Raw genomic sequence first — 17023 nt, 5'->3', positions numbered from 1 at the left:
CGAGCGCAGCGCCTCGTAGGCCATCGCGGGGCCCAGGTCGGAGCCGCCGATGCCGATGTTCACCACGTTCTTGATGCGCTTGCCGGTGTGACCGGTCCATTCGCCCGAACGGACCCGCTCGGCGAAGCCGGCCATCTTGTCCAGGACCGCGTGCACGGCGGGCACCACGTTCTCACCGTCGACCTCGACGACCGCGTCCCGCGGGGCACGCAGCGCGGTGTGCAGCACCGCCCGCCCCTCCGTCACGTTGATCTTCTCGCCCCGGAACATGGCGTCCCGCAGCCCGAACACGTCCGTCGCGGTGGCGAGTTCCTGGAGCAGGGCCAGGGTCTCGTCGGTGACGAGGTGCTTGGAGTAGTCGATGCGCAGATCGCCGACCTGCACGACGTACCGTTCCGCGCGACCGGGGTCGGCGGCGAACAGCTCTCGCAGCCGCGGGTGCAGCAGAGCGCCCGCGCGATGGTCCTCCAGGGCCACCCACTCGGGGCGCCGGGTGAGCTTGGGGTGGTCAGACATGACGGGAGGTCTCCTTGGTGCCCTCGCCCCGCAGGGCGACGGCGTACATCTCGTCCGCGTCGAGGCGGCGCAGCTCCTCCGCGATCAGCTGAGCGGTGGAGCGCACCTTCAGCGCGAGGGTGCGCGAGGGCTGGCCCGGCAGGGTGAGCGTGGCCAGCGGGCCCTCGGGGCGGTCGATGACGATCTCGCCGTTCTCGGTGCCCAGCCGTACGGCGGTGACCACGGGCCCCGCGGTGACGACGCGTTCGACGGGGACGTCGAGGCGCGCCTCCAGCCAGCGGGACAGCAGTTCGGCGCTCGGGTTCTCCGCCTCGCTCTCGACGGCCGCCGAGATCACCTTGGTGCGGGCCTGGTCGAGCGCGGCGGCCAGCATGGACCGCCAGGGCGTCAGCCGGGTCCAGGCGAGGTCGGTGTCACCGGGCGCGTACGAGGCGGCGCGGGCCTCCAGGGCCTGGAGCGGGGCCTCGACGGCGTACATGTCGGTGATCCGGCGCTGGGCGAGCGCGCCCAGCGGGTCCTTGGCGGGGACTTCGGGCGCGTCCACCGGCCACCAGACGACGACGGGCGCGTCGGGCAGCAGCAGCGGCAGGACCACGGAGTCGGCGTGGTCGGACACCTCGCCGTACGTCCGCAGGACGACCGTCTCCCCGGTGCCCGCGTCCGAGCCGACGCGCACCTCCGCGTCCAGCCGTGAGTTGGTCCGGTCGCGCGGTGTGCGGGCGACGCGCTTGATGACGACCAGGGTGCGCGAGGGGTGCTCGCGCGAGGCCTCCTCGGCCGCCTTGATCGAGTCGTAGGCGTTCTCCTCGTCGGTCACGATGACCATCGTCAGGACCATGCCCACGGCGGGGGTGCCGATGGCCCGGCGCCCCTGCACGAGCGCCTTGTTGATCTTGCTTGCCGTGGTGTCGGTCAGATCGATCTTCATGGCCTGCGCCAGCTCCGTCCGTCTCGTGCGAGCATCTCGTCGGCTTCCTCGGGTCCCCAGCTTCCCGAGGGGTACTGCGCGGGCTTGCCGTGCTCGTCCCAGTACCCCTCGATCGGGTCGAGGATCTTCCAGGACTCTTCCACCTCCTGGTGACGGGGGAAGAGATTGGCGTCGCCGAGCAGGACATCCAGGATCAGCCGTTCGTACGCCTCCGGGCTGGACTCGGTGAACGACTCGCCGTACGCGAAGTCCATGGTGACGTCCCGGATCTCCATCGACGTACCCGGCACCTTGGAACCGAAGCGCACGGTCATGCCCTCGTCGGGCTGGACCCGGATGACGATCGCGTTCGCGCCGAGTTCCTCGGTGGCGGTGGAGTCGAAGGGGGAGTGCGGGGCGCGCTGGAAGACCACCGCGATCTCGGTGACCCGGCGGCCCAGACGCTTGCCGGTGCGCAGGTAGAAGGGGACGCCCGCCCAACGGCGGTTGTCGACCTCGAGCTTGACGGCCGCGTAGGTGTCGGTCGTCGACGCGGGGTCGATGCCGTCCTCCTGGAGGTAGCCGCGCACCTTCTCGCCGCCCTGCCAGCTCGCCGCGTACTGGCCGCGCACGGTGTGCTCGCCCAGGTTCTCCGGCAGCTTCACGGCCTTGAGGACCTTGAGCTTCTCGGTGAGCAGCGACTCGGCGTCGAAGGCGGCGGGCTCCTCCATGGCGGTCAGCGCCATCAGCTGGAGCAGATGGTTCTGGATGACGTCACGGGCGGAGCCGATGCCGTCGTAGTAGCCCGCACGGCCCCCGATACCGATGTCCTCGGCCATCGTGATCTGGACGTGGTCGACGTACGACCGGTTCCAGATCGGCTCGTACATCTGGTTCGCGAAGCGGAGCGCCAGGATGTTCTGGACGGTCTCCTTGCCGAGGTAGTGGTCGATGCGGAACACCTGGTCCGGGTCGAACACCTCGTGCACGATCTTGTTCAGCTCGCGCGCGCTCGCCAGGTCGTGACCGAAGGGCTTCTCGATGACCGCGCGCCGCCAGGAACCCTCCGGCGCGTCCGCGAGCCCGTGCTTCTTGAGCTGCTGGACGACCTTCGGGAAGAACTTCGGCGGCACGGACAGGTAGAAGGCGTAATTGCCGCTGGTGCCCCGTGAGGCGTCCAACTCGTCGACGGCGGAGCGCAGTTGCTTGAACGCGGTGTCGTCGTCGAAGTCGCCCGGGATGAACCGCATGCCCTCGGCGAGCTGCTGCCAGACCTCTTCGCGGAACTCGGTGCGCGCGTGTTCGCGCACCGAGTCGTGGACGACCTGCGCGAAGTCCTGGTCCGCCCACTCGCGGCGGGCGAAGCCGACGAGCGAGAAGCCCGGCGGCAGCAGCCCGCGGTTGGCGAGGTCGTAGACGGCCGGCATCAGCTTCTTGCGGGACAGGTCGCCGGTGACGCCGAAGATGACCAGTCCGGACGGTCCCGCGATGCGCGGGAGACGGCGGTCGCGCGGGTCGCGCAGCGGGTTGTCCCAGTCGGCGCCCGCGAGACCGAGCGCCTCGGCGACGTCCTGGTGCGCCGCGTCGCCCGTGCCCGCGGCGGCCGTGCCCGGCTCCGCGGCCGGGCCTGCCTGTGCCGTCGTCACGTCACCCGGTTCCACGGTCTGGTCAACGGATCCCTCCGGCGCGGCGGCCGCATCCGCCGTCCTGTCCTCGGCACGCTGTCGACTCCTGGTCATTCCCCTTCAACTCCCTTGCCGCGCAGCGACTTTGTCACCGCTTCGAGCAGGTCCTCCCAGGCCGCCTCGAACTTCGAGACGCCCTCGTCCTCCAGCTGCCCCACGACCTCGTCGTAGGAGATCCCGAGCCTCTCGACGGCCGCGAGGTCGGCCCGGGCCTGGGCGTAGCCGCCGGTCACCGTGTCGCCGCGGATGTCGCCGTGGGCGGCGGTGGCGTCCAGTGTCGCCTCCGGCATGGTGTTGACCGTGCCCGGCGCGACCAGCTCGTCGACGTACAGCGTGGCCTTGTACGCGGGGTCCTTGACGCCCGTCGAGGCCCACAGGGGGCGCTGCTTGTGGGCGCCGGACGGGGCGAGCGCGGTCCAGCGGGCACCGCCGAAGACCTCCTCGTACGCCTCGTAGGCGAGCCGCGCGTTGGCGAGCGCCGCCCTGCCCTTGAGCGCGAGCGCCTCGTCCGTGCCGACCTTCGCCAGCCGCTTGTCGATCTCGCTGTCGACGCGGGAGACGAAGAAGGACGCCACGGAGTGGATCTCCGACAGGTCCAGACCCCGCTCGCGGGCCTTCTCCAGACCGGCGATGTAGGCGTCCATCACCTCGCGGTAGCGCTCCAGCGAGAAGATCAGCGTGACGTTGACGCTGATGCCGAGGCCGATGACCTCGGTGATGGCGGGGAGGCCCGCCTTCGTCGCCGGGATCTTGATCATCACGTTCGGGCGGTCGACCAGCCAGGCGAGCTGCTTGGCCTCGGCGATCGTCGCGGCGGTGCGGTGGGCCAGCCGGGGGTCGACCTCGATCGAGACCCGGCCGTCCCGGCCGCCGGTCGCGTCGTACACCGGGCGCAGCACGTCGGCCGCGGCGCGCACGTCGGCGGTCGTCATCATGCGGACGGCCTCGTCGACCGTCACGCCGCGCTCGGCGAGGTCGGCCAGCTGCTCCTCGTATCCCTCTCCGGAGCCGATGGCGGCCTGGAAGATGGACGGGTTGGTCGTGACACCCACCACGTGCCTGGACGCGATGAGTTCGGCGAGGTTGCCGGACGCGATGCGCTTGCGCGAGAGGTCGTCCAGCCAGATGGAGACGCCTTCGCCGGAGAGGCGCTCGAGGGTTGCCGCGGTCGCGGTTGCTTCGGTCACAGTGATCATCTTCCTTCGTGCGAACGGATCAACCGCGGAGGGCGGCAAGGGATTCCCGCGCGGCGGCGGCGACGTTCTCGGCCGTGAAGCCGAACTCGGTGAACAGGGTCCTGGCGTCGGCGGAGGCACCGAAGTGCTCCAGCGAGACGATGCGTCCGGCATCACCGACGTACCGGTACCAGGTCAGACCGATGCCCGCCTCGACCGCCACGCGGGCCTTCACCGACGGCGGAAGCACCTGCTCCCGGTACTCTGCGGGCTGCTCCTCGAACCACTCGACCGACGGCATCGACACGACACGGGTGCCGACGCCCTCGGCCTCCAGCAGCTGCCGTGCCTCGACGGCCGGCGCGACCTCGGAGCCGGTGGCGACGAGGACGACGTCGGGCGTTTCGGTGGAGGAGTCGGCGAGCACGTAACCGCCGCGCGCCGCGTCCGGGTTGACGGGGTAGGTCGGTACACCCTGACGGGTGAGCGCCAGGCCGTGCGGCGCCGGGTTCGTGGCATGCCGCTTGAGGATCTCGGCCCAGGCCACGGCGGTCTCGTTGGCGTCCGCGGGACGGACGATGTTCAGGCCCGGGATGGCGCGCAGCGAGGCGAGGTGCTCGACCGGCTGGTGGGTGGGGCCGTCCTCACCGAGGCCGATGGAGTCGTGCGTCCACACGTACGTCACCGGCAGCTGCATCAGGGCCGACATGCGGACGGCGTTGCGCATGTAGTCGGAGAAGACCAGGAAGGTGCCGCCGTAGACGCGGGTGTTGCCGTGCAGGGCGATCCCGTTCATCTCCGCGGCCATGGAGAACTCGCGGATGCCGAAGTGGACCGTACGGCCGTACGGGTCGGCCTCCGGCAGAGGGTTGTCCGCCGGCAGGAACGACGACGTCCTGTCGATGGTCGTGTTGTTGGAGCCGGCCAGGTCGGCGGAGCCGCCCCACAGCTCGGGGATGACGGCGCCGAGCGCCTGGAGGACCTTGCCGGAGGCGGCACGGGTCGCCACGGACGTGCCCTCCTCGAAGACGGGAAGGTGTGCCTCCCAGCCCTCGGGGAGCTGGCCGGCCACGATCCGGTCGAACAGCTTCGCGCGCTCCGGGGAGGCCGTGCGCCACTCGGCGATCCGCTTGTCCCAGGCCGCGTGTGCTTCGGCTCCCCGGTCCAGCGCGGTGCGGGCGTGCGCCAGCACCTCCGGCTCGACCTGGAAGGTCTGCTCCGGGTCGAAGCCCAGGAGCCGCTTGGTGGCGGCGATCTCCTCGGCGCCGAGCGCCGAGCCGTGGGAGGCCTCGGTGTTCTGCGCGTTCGGGGCGGGCCAGGCGATGATCGTGCGCATCGCGATGATCGAGGGGCGCCCGGTCTCGGCCTGCGCCGCCCTGAGCGCCGCGTACAGCGCGTGCACGTCGACGTCGCCGTCGGCGGACGGCTCGATCCGCTGGACGTGCCAGCCGTAGGCCTCGTACCGCTTCAGGACGTCCTCGGAGAACGCGGTCGCGGTGTCGCCCTCGATGGAGATGTGGTTGTCGTCGTAGACGAAGACGAGGTTGCCGAGCTTCTGGTGGCCCGCGAGGGAGGAGGCCTCGGCGGAGACGCCCTCCTCCAGGTCGCCGTCGGAGACGATCGCCCAGACGGTGTGGTCGAAGGGGGACTCGCCCGCGGGGGCCTCCGGGTCGAACAGGCCGCGCTCGTAGCGGGCGGCCATCGCCATGCCCACGGCGTTCGCGACACCCTGGCCGAGCGGTCCGGTCGTCGTCTCCACACCGGCGGTGTGTCCGTACTCGGGGTGCCCCGGGGTCTTCGAACCGTGCGTGCGGAACGCCTTCAGGTCGTCCAGTTCGAGTTCGTAGCCCGAGAGGAAGAGCTGGGTGTACAGGGTCAGCGAGGTGTGGCCGGGGGAGAGGACGAAGCGGTCGCGGCCGGTCCACTCGGGGTCCGCGGGGTCGTGTCGCATCACCTTTTGAAAGAGCGTGTACGCGGCCGGGGCGAGCGCCATGGCGGTGCCCGGGTGACCGTTCCCGGCCTGCTGGACGGCGTCGGCGGCCAGGAGACGTGCGGTGTCGACGGCACGCCGGTCGAGCTCGGTCCACTCCGGACCGTCCGTGGAGCCGTCAGGTGTCGGGGTGCTCTGCTGCGTGCTCATCTTCAAGAAATCCTCGATCGAAGCGTCGTAAGTGCCCGGACGCGTTCAAACCTAAAAGTCTGACTTTTGCTGGGGAAGGTGCCCGTGTGTCAGCCTTCGGTGAAAGTGGGACACGCAGGGCCGCACAGAACCGCACCGAGCCGTCGCGAGAAGGACATGCCAGACAGAACCACCCAAGGCGCTGCCGGGGGCGCCGACGGGTCCCGGGACGGGATCAAGACCTTCCCCTTCCCGGTCGACCTGAGCCTTTCCGGCGTCGGAATGCAGATCGGCTCGATGGGGCCGGGACGCACCTGGCACGTGGACGCGCCGCTGGAGCGCGTGCACCGCATCGACTTCCACGTCGTGATGCTCTTCGACTCCGGCGCCGTCCGGCACATGGTCGACTTCGCCGAGTACGAGGCCGTCGCGGGCGACGTCCTGTGGATCCGGCCCGGCCAGGTGCACCGTTTCTCCTCGACGGACCGCTACCGCGGCACCGTCCTGACCATGCAGCCCGGCTTCCTGCCGCGGGCGATCGTCGAGGCCACTGGTCTCTACCGCTACGACCTGCCTCCGCTGCTGCACCCCGACGCCGCCCAGCTGGCCGCCCTGAAGCACGCGCTGGCCCAGCTGGAACGCGAGTACGTCGACACGACCACCCTTCCGCTCAGCCTGCACACCTCGGTGCTCCGGCACTCCCTCACCGCGTTCCTGCTGCGTCTCGCCCATCTCGCCGCGAGCTCCGCCGAGGCGGCCCGAGAGCAGACCGACACCACCTTCACCCGTTTCCGCGACGCGGTCGAGAAGAGGTTCGCCACCGTTCACAGCGTCAGCGCGTACGCCGACGCCCTCGGTTATTCGCGCCGCACCCTCGTCCGCGCGGTGCGCGCCGCCACCGGCGAGACGCCCAAGGGGTTCATCGACAAGCGCGTGATCCTGGAGGCCAAGCGTCTCCTCGCGCACACGGAGATGCCCATCGGCCGCATCGGCGTCGCCGTGGGCTTCCCCGACTCCGCCAACTTCTCCAAGTTCTTCCATCAGCACACCGGGACGACACCGGTGGCCTTCCGGGCCGAACTGCGCTGAGAGGGGCGGGCCGCACGGCCCGCCCCTCCCCGAGCCGGGCATCCGCCGGCGACGGATGCCGTGGTGCGCCGGACACCGAACGACCGTGTGGTCGGTCCCCGGAGGGCCGTCGTGCGTCAGTGACCGAAGTCGAACCAGTTGACGTTCACGAAGTCGGCCGGCTGGCCGCTGGTGAAGGTCAGATAGACGTCGTGGGTGCCCGTGACGGCACCGATGTTCGCGGGCACCGTCCTCCAGGACTGCCAGCCGCCCGTGTTGGCCAGCGCGAAGCTGCCGATCGGTGCGCTCGTACGGCTGTCGAGGCGCACCTCGACCAGACCGCTCACCCCGCCGGCCGCGCCGCTCGACACCCGGCCGTAGAACTGGTGCGCGGCGGAGGAACCGAAGTCGACGCCCTTGTAGAGCGCCCAGTCGCCGTTCGCCAGCGCGCCGATGTTCTGCCCGCCCCCGGTGTCCGTGGTGCTCTCGGTGATGGTGCCCGACTGGCTGTCGTAGGACTCGGCCTGGATGGCCGCGTAGGCGTCACGGTTGCCGGTCGGAGGAGGCGTGGTACCGCTCCCACTGGACTGGAGCACCTGGACGTAGTCCACGACCATGGGGTGGCCGGGCTCCGTGCCGCTGTCGGGTCCGCCGCCGAAGGCCGCCGGGAAGCCGCCGCCCATGGCGACGTTCAGGATCACGAAGTAGCCGTGGTTGGTGGCGTTCGCCCAGGTCGTCGCGTCGACCTGGTTCGCCCGCACCGTGTGGAAGTTGACGCCGTCGAGGTAGAACCGGATCTCCTCGGGGCTGGTCGACCTGTCCCACTCCATCGCGTAGGTGTGGAACCCCGCCTGGCACGTCGTCCCGGTGCACGGGGTGTTGCCGCCGATCCCGGACGTCTCGTTGCACGGGCCGCCCGGGTTGGTGCCGCAGTGCATCGTCGCCCATTCGGTGTTGAGCCCCTGGACGTTCTCCATGATGTCCAGCTCGCCGACGCCCGGCCAGTTCTGGTAGTTGCCGCGGTACGGCGCGCCCAGCATCCAGAACGCGGGCCAGTAGCCCTTGGCCGCCGCACCGGTCACGTTCGGCATCTGGATCCGTGACTCGACGCGCAGTCTGCCGCCCGCGGGCGGCTGGAAGTCGGTGCGGTTCGTCTCGATCCGGCCCGAGGTCCAGTTGCCGGAGGCGTCGCGCCGTGGCGTGATCAGCAGATTGCCGTTGCCGTCGAGAGCGACGTTGCTGGTGCTGGAGGTCATGGTCTCGACCTCGCCGGTGCCCCAGTTGGCGGCGCCGCCCGGGTAGCTGGTGCCGGTGTCGTACTGCCAGTTGGCGGTGTTGACGCCGGTCCCGGCGGAGCCGTTGAAGTCGTCGAGGAAGACCTGGGACCAGCCGGAGGGGGGAGTGGGGGCGGAGGCGTTCGCGGGGAGGGTGGCGGCCGTGGCGGCGGCGGCCGCCAGGGCGAGTGTGCTGAACACGGCGACGAGCACGCGCCTGAGGGGGCGAGGTCTGCCGGGCGTTTCTCTCATGGGGGGCCTCTTCGGGTACTGAGTGGGGTGTGCGAGTGTTTGTGAGAGCGCTCTCAGATCAGGTGCGCGGCCAATGTGCTCTCTGTCACTCCGGTCGGTCAAGAGGTAAAGCCCAGAAACTCCTTTCCACGCAAGGGAGTTCATGAGGTGAAGGGGGTACTTCGCCGGACCCGTCGGCGCAGGGCGCTGCCCTCCTTCCATTCCGTCCACGGCAGGTACCTGCCGCGCGGGCCGTTGGCCTGGTCCGCCGTCCGCTCGCCCGAGTTCCGCACCATGACCACGTCGCCGAGCGTCGAACTCGCGTGGAACTCGTAGCCCGGCACGGAGGGGGGCTGTACGCCGCGTTCGCACCCGCGGGCAAGGTGCAGGCCGATGAAACCTCCCAGTCCCTCGCCATGCGGCCGGCCGCACCCTCGACGTCCTTCAGGCGCAGGCGCGGTGTGACCGTCGTGTCCACGGCCCGGTACTCCTCGGGCCGGAAGCCGGGCCGGGTGTCGCCGAACCGGTGGCCGACCACCTCGGCCGCGGGCTCGGCCGTGACCGTGAACTCCCGCTCGACGGCGGCCCGGTCCGTGCGGCGCGGGTGAAGTCGGGGGACACGGGCACGCCGACCCCGCAGGTCGAGTTCACCTCGGGGGTGAAGGACCCCACGAAGGTCCCGCCGGCGCCCTGGTGACGAAGCCTGCCGTGTGTGTGCCGGCACCCCGGACCTCCGCGGCGACCGTGTACTTGGTGCCCGAGCAAGGGGTTTGGTCGGACGTCCCCTTCGTTCGGGCGTCGTCGAACGATCCGCCCGGCGTGCCGCCGTCGTTCCCGGCGACCTCCACGCCCGGCGACGTGCCGTCCGCCACGGTGACCTCGACCGGGCCGGTGAAGGCGGGCTTCCTCGTCCCGTCGGCCGGGGTGACGGTGACGGTCGGCGCCCGGGCCTCGGTGCCGCCGCCCGCCTTCGTCGTCGGTGAGCCGCCGCTCTCCTGCGACGCGTCGGCCGCGCCGGCACACCCTGTCGGCGCGACGGCCGGTACGGCGGCACCGAGCGCTGCCAGGACCCCGCGCCGCGACCATGCGTCCGACCCGGCGGTTCGATGTCTGAGCGACGCTCACGGCACGTTTTCCCCGGGTGCTTCGATCACCGCCACGACACGTGCATCCTGCGCCCCTTACCTGGGTTGATTCTTTGAATCCGAGGGCCGCCCCCTGAGATTCCTGTGAAGGCACGGCAACAGACGGCCGGAAACCCCGGTTGTCCGGCCACCCCCGAAGGTGAACACAGTATGAGCAGCCGGCCGGCCCCCTGAGTTTCCGTTGAGATCCCCGACCCGGAAGCCTCCCCCACACCCTTCCGGCCGGACGGTGAAGAAGGAGAACCGCACACCGAGCCCGCCGCAGAACCCGCCGGAGGTATCCGTGAACCCAGCCCGCAAGCGGCACACCGTGGCCATCGTCGGAGCGGGCGCCGCCGGCGCGCTGACCGCCGTGCACCTGTGCGAGACGGCCGCCCGCCGGCGGTCGCCGGTCGACCTCGTGCTGGTCGACCCGGCCCCGGAGGCGGGGCGGGGCACCGCGTACGCGACCCCCGACCCGCGGCACCGCCTGAACGTGCCCGCGAGCGGCATGAGCTGCTACCCCGACGATCCCGGCCACTTCACCCGGTGGCTGTGCCGCCACGGCGAACCCGACGTCAGAGGAACCGACTTCGCCACCCGCTACCGCTACGGCGCCTATCTGGCCGACACCCTGGCCGGGGCGATCGTCCGCGCCCACGGCACGGTCGCCGTGCGCCGGCTGCGGACCCGGGCGGACGCCTGCACCGGCGCGCCCGGAGACGCGGTCGTGCTGCACCTCGCCGACGGGAGCCTGCTGCGGGCCGACAGCGCCGTGCTCGCCACCGGGCCCGCGCCCGCGGGCGGCGAACGGGTCCCGCCCGCACTGCGCGGCAGCGCACGCTTCGTGCCGTCGCCGTGGGCGCCGGGCGCACTCGACGGACCGCTCGCCGACCGCGCCGACGTCCTGCTGGTCGGCACCGGGCTCACCGCCGTCGACCTCGCCCTGAGCCTCGACCGGCCGGGCCGTACCGTGCACGCCGCGTCCCGCAACGGCCTGCTGCCCCAGCCGCACGCGCTCAGCCCCGCCCCGGCCATGCCCGCGCCGGACGACCTCGACACGCCCTCGCTGGCCGCGCTGCGCAGGACCGTCTACCGCCACATCGGCCGCGCGGTGCGCACCCGGGGCGACTGGCGTCCCGCCCTCGACAGCCTGCGGCCGCACACCGCCCGGCTGTGGCGCAGCCTGACGCCCGACGAGCGTGCCGCGTTCCTGGAGCGCGAGGGCGCGCTGTGGAACACCCACCGTCACCGGATGGCACCCGTGACCGCCGAGTCGGTGGCCCGCGCCCGTACCGCCCGGCGGCTGCGCGTGCACTCCGGCGCGGTCACCGGCGCCGTGGTCGGGGACGAAGACGTGCTGGTCGTGCTCTCCGACGGCCGGCGGATCCGGGTGGGCTGGGTCGTTGACTGCACCGGACCCGGGCCCCGTCCCGAAGACCCCCTGTGGCGTTCGCTGTTCGACTCCGGCGCGGCGGTCCCCGGCCCGCTCGGCATGGGGGTGGCGACCCGCGACGGCCGCCTCCTCGACTCCGAAGGCCGCGCCGAGCGACCGCTGTTCACCCTCGGCGCCCCACGCCGCGGGGAGCTGTGGGAGACCACCGCCGTCCCGGAGATCCGCGCCCAGGCGGCCGCGCTGGCCGGGCAGCTCCTCGCCCCCGTCCCCCGGCCGCGCCGCGGCGCCCGCCGGCGGCCCGTCGACGCGCACGGGCTCGCGCTGTCCACCCACGCCGAGGCCGCCGCCGCCTACCGCACCGGACTCGACCGGGTCGTCAGAGTCAGGGCCGGTGCCGAGGACGCCTTCGAGCGCGCGGTCGCCCTCGACCCGGGCTTCGCGCTCGGACACGCGGCGCTCGCCCTGCTCGGCCACGAGTGCGGTGCCGCCGTCGACGTGCCGCGGGAACTGGCCGACGCCCAGCGGTCCGCCCGCGAACGGGCCGACGAACGGGAGCGCTCCTTCGTCGACGTCGTCACACGCCGCATCCACGGCGACGACGCGGACCACGGCGCCGGCGCCCTGCTCGGACACCTCGACGCGCACCCCGCCGACGCGCTCGCGCTGTCCACCGCCGTGCCCACCATCGCCTTCTCCGGCCTGCACGACCTCGACGACGGATACGCGCTGCGCCTGGTCGAGCGGACGGCACCCGCCTACGGCGGACACTGGTTCCCCGCCTCCCTCCTCGCCTTCCTGCGCCAGGGTCAGGGCCGCTACGACGAGGCCGCCGAACTGGCCCACCGGGCCCTGGCCGCCGAACCCGCCTCCGGGCACGCCGTGCACGCGCTCGCCCACGTCCACTACGAGTCCGGCGCCCACGAGACGGGCCGCGACTGGCTCGACGCCTGGGTGTCCGGACAGGGCCGGGGCGCCGTCCACCGGGCACACTTCTCCTGGCACGTCGCGCTGCACGAACTGGCCCTCGACGACAGCGCGGCCGTCCGCAGACGCTGGTACGCGCAGCTCGCCCCGGGCCGGGTGACCGGGATCCGGGCGCTGGTCGACTCGGGTTCCCTGCTGTGGCGGGCCCGGCTCAGCGACAGCTGGCGGGGCCGGGTGCCCGCCGAGGACGTCCTCGGCACGGTCGGCCGGGAGATCGTGGAGCGGCCCGCGACCGCCTTCACCGCGCTGCACGCGGCGGTCGCCCTCGCCGCGGCCGGGGACCTCGCCGCGCTGCGCCGGCTGCGTGACCACGCCGCGGGCGCGGACCCGGTGCAGCGCGAGGTCGTCGTCCCGCTGTGCGAGGCCTTCGCCGCCCTCGTCGAGGAGCGGTTCCACGAGGCCGTGCGCGGACTCGACGCGCTCCTGCCGGCGCTGCGCAGGGTCGGCGGCAGCGCGGCACAGCGCGAGGTCGTCGAGGAGACCCTGCTGTACGCCCTTGTCGCGGCGGGCCGTTGTGACGCCGCCCGGCGGCTCCTGGACGCCCGCCTCGACCGCGGCTCGGCGCCGCGCGATCGCCGTCTGCTCGCCGCGCTGCCCGGCTGAGCTGTCGTCTCGTGGCGGGCCCTGTTCGATCACGTGTGGGACACGAGGGCCCTCGCGGGAGCACGGGCCGGGCAGTCTGCGGGCATGGCGAGACGCGGGGGATGCATGCTGAACGGCTGTCTGGCCGTGCTGACGACGGCGCTGGTCCTGGTGCTGTTCGGGGTCTGGCGGCTCAGTACGGCGCCCGGACGCGCCGACGACCGGGCCCGGCACACGATGGAGGAGAGCGTGGACCGGTCCCGCGACCGGTTGTCCCGGGCTGCGGGGGACGGAGCCCTTCTCGGGACCGAGATCGACCGGTCGGTGGGCACCGGCAACGGCAGGGCGGGCATGCCCGAGGTCCGGCGGCGGGGCGGGCGGATCACGGTCACCGCGAGGTTCGCGCAGCAGGGGTCCGGCTGGTTCGCCGGCTCGACGCGCGGCTGCTACCGCTTCGATGTCGTCCCGGCGTCCGCGCCGCCGCCCGTCTCCGTGCACGAACTGCCGTACACGGCCTGCCGGGAGCCGGTGTCGCCCCCGGCACCGCGCAGTCCCGCTGCGGTCGCCGCGGACGTCGTGGTGGAACTGCGCGCCGCCCTGGCCCGAGGCGGCTTCATGGCCGTCCAGACGGCGGAGGTCTGGCAGACGTACGGCGTCCATCTCGCGGACCAGAAGGTGACGGACAGTCAACTGACCGATCTCGTCCTGCTGTCCGCGGGCACGAACGAGCAGGTCTGCTACGAGTTCCGGGCGCGCCGGGAGACGGACACCGTGACCGCCGAGCAGTCGACCATGGACGACTGCCGGCGCTTTGAGCGCGAACGCGAGAAGCAGGCCGAGAAAGAAGAACGAGCCCTGCTCGACGCGAGCTCCGCCGCGATCGCCAGCCGGCTCGACCGCGCGATCGCCGACGGGAGGCTCCCGGACGCCGAGTTGAGACGGGCCTTCGCGATGCAGCAGACGGACGAGGAGAAGGAGCTCTGGCACGACTCACCGGTCGCCGTGCCCGTCAGCGTGGAGCGCTCGCCCTCCGAGGTCATCGTGTACGCCTCGGTCAACCCGCTGGATTCGATGCATACGGCCCTCGGCTGCTACGAGTTCCGCGCGCATCTCACGAAGCATTCCGTCACCCGCCGCAGGACGGCGGGGACGGAATGCTTCGCTTAGGGCCCCTTTGGCCGTACGGGGGGAGACGGCCGGACGGGCCCGCGGGGGATGGTCCTCAGACGCCCGTCAGCTGGGGGCGGGGGGCCGGTGCCTCCTCGCTCACCCCGAACCGGTCGTGCGCCCGCCGCAGCGCGGCCGGCGCCCACCAGGCGCGCTTGCCGAGCAGCGCCATCGTGGCCGGTACGAGGAGCATGCGGACGACGGTGGCGTCGATCAGGACCGCCAGGGTCAGCCCGAGACCGATCTGCAGGATGGGCGAGAAGCCGCCCGTCATGAAGGCTCCGAAGACGATCGCCAGGAGCAGCGCGGCACAGCTGACCACACGGCCCGAGCGGCGTAGACCGGTGACGACGGCGTCGTGCTCGTCACCGGTGCGCAGCCATGTCTCGCGCATCCGGGCCAGGATGAACAGCTCGTAGTCCATGGCGAGTCCGAAGGCGATCGCGATGATCAGCGGCGGGGCCGTCAGACTGAGCGAGCCCAGGCCGTCGGCGCCCAGCAGCCCGGCCAGATGCCCGTCCTGGAAGACCCAGACCACCGCGCCGAGGGCGGCACCCAGGCTGAGCAGGGTGGTCACGATCGTCCGCAGCGGGATGAGCACGGAACCGGTGAACGCGAACAGCAGGGCGAAGATGCCGAGGAGCACCGTGGCAGCCGCCCAGGGCGCCCGCTCCGCCAGCATCGAGCGGAAGTCGACGAGCCGGGCCGCGACGCCCGTGACCTCGACCGGTTCGCTGCCGCGCACGTCCCGTACGCGCTCGACCAGGTCGGTCGCCGCCGTGCCGTCGACGCTCCCGCCCGGCCGCAGGTGCACCAGGGTGGAGCCGTCCGGCAGGGCGCGCGCGTCGCTCGTGTCCGACAGGGCGCGGATGCGGGGCACCGTGTCCGGGCCCGCGCCGGGCCGCACCAGGACGGTGACCGGTGAGACCCCGGTGCCCGGCGGGAAGTGCGCCTCCAGCGTGTCGTACATCTGCCGCGCCTCGGTGCCGGCGGGCAGCTGCCTGGCGTCTCCGATGCCGATCCTCATCCCGGCCGCGGGAAGGGCCACGACGAGCAGGGCCGGGACGAGGACGGCCAGTACGGCGAGGGGACGGCGGGACGCGAAGCGGGCGAGGCGGGCGAAGACGCGGCCCTCCTCGGCGGAGCCACCCGCCGGGGAACCCTCCGGGGCGGCCGCTGCGTCGCCCCTTCCGGCCGCTGCCCTGCCCTTGCTCCCGGCCGGTGCGATCCGTGCGCCGAAACGCGCCAGGAGCGCGGGCAGCAGGGTGACCGCGGCGAGCATGTCGACGACGACCACGGCGGCGACGGCGAGCCCCATGCTGCGCAGGAACGGGCTGGGGAACACCAGGAGGCCGGAAAGGCTGACGGCCACCGTGAGCCCGGAGAACAGCACGGTCCGCCCGGCTCCCGCGACCGTGCGGTGCACCGCGTCGAGGACGTCGTCCGTGTGCCGTCGCTCCTCGCGGAACCGGACCACCATCAACAGCGCGTAGTCCACGGCGAGTCCGAGACCCAGCATGGTGGTGATCTGGATCGCGTACACCGAGATGTCGGTGACCTGGCTGAAGAGGAAGAGCGCCAGGAACGCGCCCGCGACCCCGCTGACCGCGATCAGCAGGGGCAGCCCGGCGGCCCGCAGCCCGCCGAAGACGACGAGCAGCAGCGCGAGGACGACCGGCAGGGAGATCAACTCGGCACGCTGCACGTCCTCCTGGGCGCGCCCGCCCATCTGCTGCCCGAGCAGCGGGCCGCCGCTGACGTGTACCTCGGGCGCGTCGATCTGCCGGATGCGGTCGGCCGCCGCGTCCACGGCCCTCTTCTCGTCCTTGAACTTCATGTCGCCCTTGAGCGTCACCGGGATGACCAGGGCCCTGCCGTCCTCGGCGGTGAGACCGCGGGTGGTGTAGGGGTCGGGCACGGAGGCGACCCCCGTGACCGTGCGGAGGTCGGCGACGGCACGGCCCACCTGGGAGCGCAGCGCCGGATCGGAGACCGTCGTGCCGGAGACGACGGCGGTGATCGACTCACCGCTGGTGTCGACGCGGTCGAGGTACGCGGCGGCCCGGTCCGACTCGGTGCCCGGGACGTCGGGCACCGAGTCGACGAGCCGGCCGAAGACGCCCGTGCCGAGGCCGAAGCCGACCAGCAGCATGAGGAGCCAGACGAGGATCACGGTGAGTGGGCGGCGGGTCGCCGCCCGGGAGATCGTGGCGAGCACGGTACGCCTCCCGGCGGTCGGTACGGTGAATGACATCGCCACTCAGCGTCGTGCCCGAGGAGGGGTCGGCGGATCGCCGGGGGGAGCGGTATCGGGGGCTCCCCCGTACGACGGATACGGGACGCCGGCTCACTCCGGGGAGGGAGTGCGGGAGGGCGCGGCCGGTCCGCGCGCGGTCACTTCTCGACCTGCGGCACCGACATCGTCCCCGCGTCCTCGTGGTCGAGGGCGTGACCGTGCAGGACCGTCCTGCCCGGACGGTCGAGGGACCGGATGCGGACGACCGTGTTTCCCTGGGGCGGGACGTCGCTGTGTCCTGCGGGCCGTAGGTGGTCTGCGGCTCTCACGGCGGCCTGCGGCGGGCCGGACACAGCGTGGTCGTCGGGCCGTGGGGGACCGTCCCCGGCGAGGCCCGCGCCGGGGAGGAGACGGCGACCGTGGACGTCGGTATGGCCGATGGGGCCCGGATCCGCTCCGAACTCCCCCTCCCGCGCGACCGCGTCCTCACGATCCAGGCACCCCGACAGCGGTGACCCCGGCGCGACACCGCCCACGACGGCAGGGTAGGGGGCCCGGC

General features: G+C 72.4%; 13 protein-coding genes and 2 pseudogenes. 4 read left to right on the top strand and 11 right to left on the bottom strand.

Annotated elements, in window-relative coordinates; translation table 11 throughout:
* From H305_RS0102500 to tkt, 5 genes and pseudogenes are all read right to left on the bottom strand, one after another.
* Positions 1 to 516 (bottom strand): annotated as a pseudogene (locus H305_RS0102500) (glucose-6-phosphate isomerase); the annotation flags it as partial.
* Positions 509 to 1444: a glucose-6-phosphate dehydrogenase assembly protein OpcA gene (gene opcA / locus H305_RS0102495; protein WP_028799014.1), complete on the bottom strand. Its 936-nt coding sequence runs from the start codon at positions 1442 to 1444 to the stop codon at positions 509 to 511. The gene opcA and the pseudogene H305_RS0102500, both read right to left, overlap by 8 nt.
* On the bottom strand, positions 1441 to 3162 hold the full coding sequence (gene zwf / locus H305_RS0102490) for a glucose-6-phosphate dehydrogenase (protein WP_078628833.1): 1722 nt from the start codon (positions 3160 to 3162) through the stop codon (positions 1441 to 1443). Before zwf ends, opcA begins: the two co-directional genes overlap by 4 nt.
* Complete coding sequence (gene tal, locus H305_RS0102485) at positions 3159 to 4304, bottom strand: transaldolase (RefSeq protein WP_028799012.1); 1146 nt, start codon at positions 4302 to 4304, stop codon at positions 3159 to 3161. The genes zwf and tal overlap by 4 nt, the downstream gene beginning before the upstream one ends.
* Before the next feature lie 19 nt (positions 4305 to 4323).
* Positions 4324 to 6423 carry a transketolase gene (tkt, locus tag H305_RS0102480; protein ID WP_028799011.1) on the bottom strand — a complete coding sequence of 700 codons (2100 nt, stop codon included), beginning with the start codon at positions 6421 to 6423 and terminating at the stop codon, positions 4324 to 4326.
* A 156-nt stretch (positions 6424 to 6579) separates the two neighbouring features.
* Here tkt and H305_RS0102475 point away from each other — a divergent pair, with 156 nt between their 5' ends.
* Positions 6580 to 7491, top strand: a complete 912-nt coding sequence (locus tag H305_RS0102475; protein ID WP_028799010.1) for a helix-turn-helix domain-containing protein — start codon at positions 6580 to 6582, stop codon at positions 7489 to 7491.
* Positions 7492 to 7607: 116 nt separating this feature from the next.
* On the opposite strand, the gene H305_RS0102470 is transcribed toward H305_RS0102475, so the two are convergent.
* The 3 genes and pseudogenes from H305_RS0102470 to H305_RS55670 form a co-directional block, all read right to left on the bottom strand.
* Positions 7608 to 8996, bottom strand: a complete 1389-nt coding sequence (locus H305_RS0102470) for a glycoside hydrolase family 16 protein (RefSeq protein ID WP_028799009.1) — start codon at positions 8994 to 8996, stop codon at positions 7608 to 7610.
* 140 nt (positions 8997 to 9136) lie between these two features.
* The gene (locus H305_RS54345; RefSeq protein WP_028799008.1) at positions 9137 to 9319 is read right to left on the bottom strand and encodes a hypothetical protein; all 183 of its coding nucleotides are present in this window, start codon (positions 9317 to 9319) and stop codon (positions 9137 to 9139) included.
* Positions 9320 to 9468: 149 nt separating this feature from the next.
* Positions 9469 to 9513 (bottom strand): annotated as a pseudogene (locus H305_RS55670) (hypothetical protein); the annotation flags it as partial.
* Between H305_RS55670 and H305_RS55665 the strand changes: the two are divergent.
* Entirely contained in the window at positions 9502 to 9672 is a 171-nt protein-coding gene (locus H305_RS55665; RefSeq protein ID WP_267880779.1) for a hypothetical protein, read from the top strand. The pseudogene H305_RS55670 and the gene H305_RS55665 overlap by 12 nt on opposite strands.
* Here H305_RS55665 and H305_RS55660 read toward each other — a convergent pair.
* Entirely contained in the window at positions 9623 to 9823 is a 201-nt protein-coding gene (locus H305_RS55660) for a hypothetical protein (RefSeq protein WP_267880778.1), read from the bottom strand. The genes H305_RS55665 and H305_RS55660 overlap by 50 nt on opposite strands.
* A gap of 580 nt (positions 9824 to 10403) precedes the next feature.
* Between H305_RS55660 and H305_RS0102450 the strand changes: the two genes are divergently transcribed.
* A complete protein-coding gene (locus tag H305_RS0102450) occupies positions 10404 to 13082 on the top strand; it encodes an FAD/NAD(P)-binding protein (protein ID WP_199791322.1) in 2679 nt (892 codons plus the stop codon).
* A gap of 84 nt (positions 13083 to 13166) precedes the next feature.
* A complete protein-coding gene (locus H305_RS0102445) occupies positions 13167 to 14228 on the top strand; it encodes a hypothetical protein (RefSeq protein ID WP_158690465.1) in 1062 nt (353 codons plus the stop codon).
* A 55-nt stretch (positions 14229 to 14283) separates the two neighbouring features.
* Here H305_RS0102445 and H305_RS0102440 read toward each other — a convergent pair whose 3' ends face one another.
* Entirely contained in the window at positions 14284 to 16446 is a 2163-nt protein-coding gene (locus H305_RS0102440; RefSeq protein ID WP_028799004.1) for an MMPL family transporter, read from the bottom strand.
* 176 nt (positions 16447 to 16622) lie between these two features.
* Positions 16623 to 17000 (bottom strand): multicopper oxidase domain-containing protein, encoded by a 378-nt coding sequence (locus H305_RS0102435; protein WP_199791321.1) that lies wholly within the window; start codon positions 16998 to 17000, stop codon positions 16623 to 16625.
* Positions 17001 to 17023: the final 23 nt, after the last annotated feature.

The organism is Streptomyces sp. 142MFCol3.1 (genome assembly GCF_000424945.1).
Taxonomy (GTDB): Bacteria; Actinomycetota; Actinomycetes; order Streptomycetales; family Streptomycetaceae; genus Streptomyces; species Streptomyces siamensis.
This window is presented reverse-complemented; position numbering and strand designations above follow the sequence as displayed.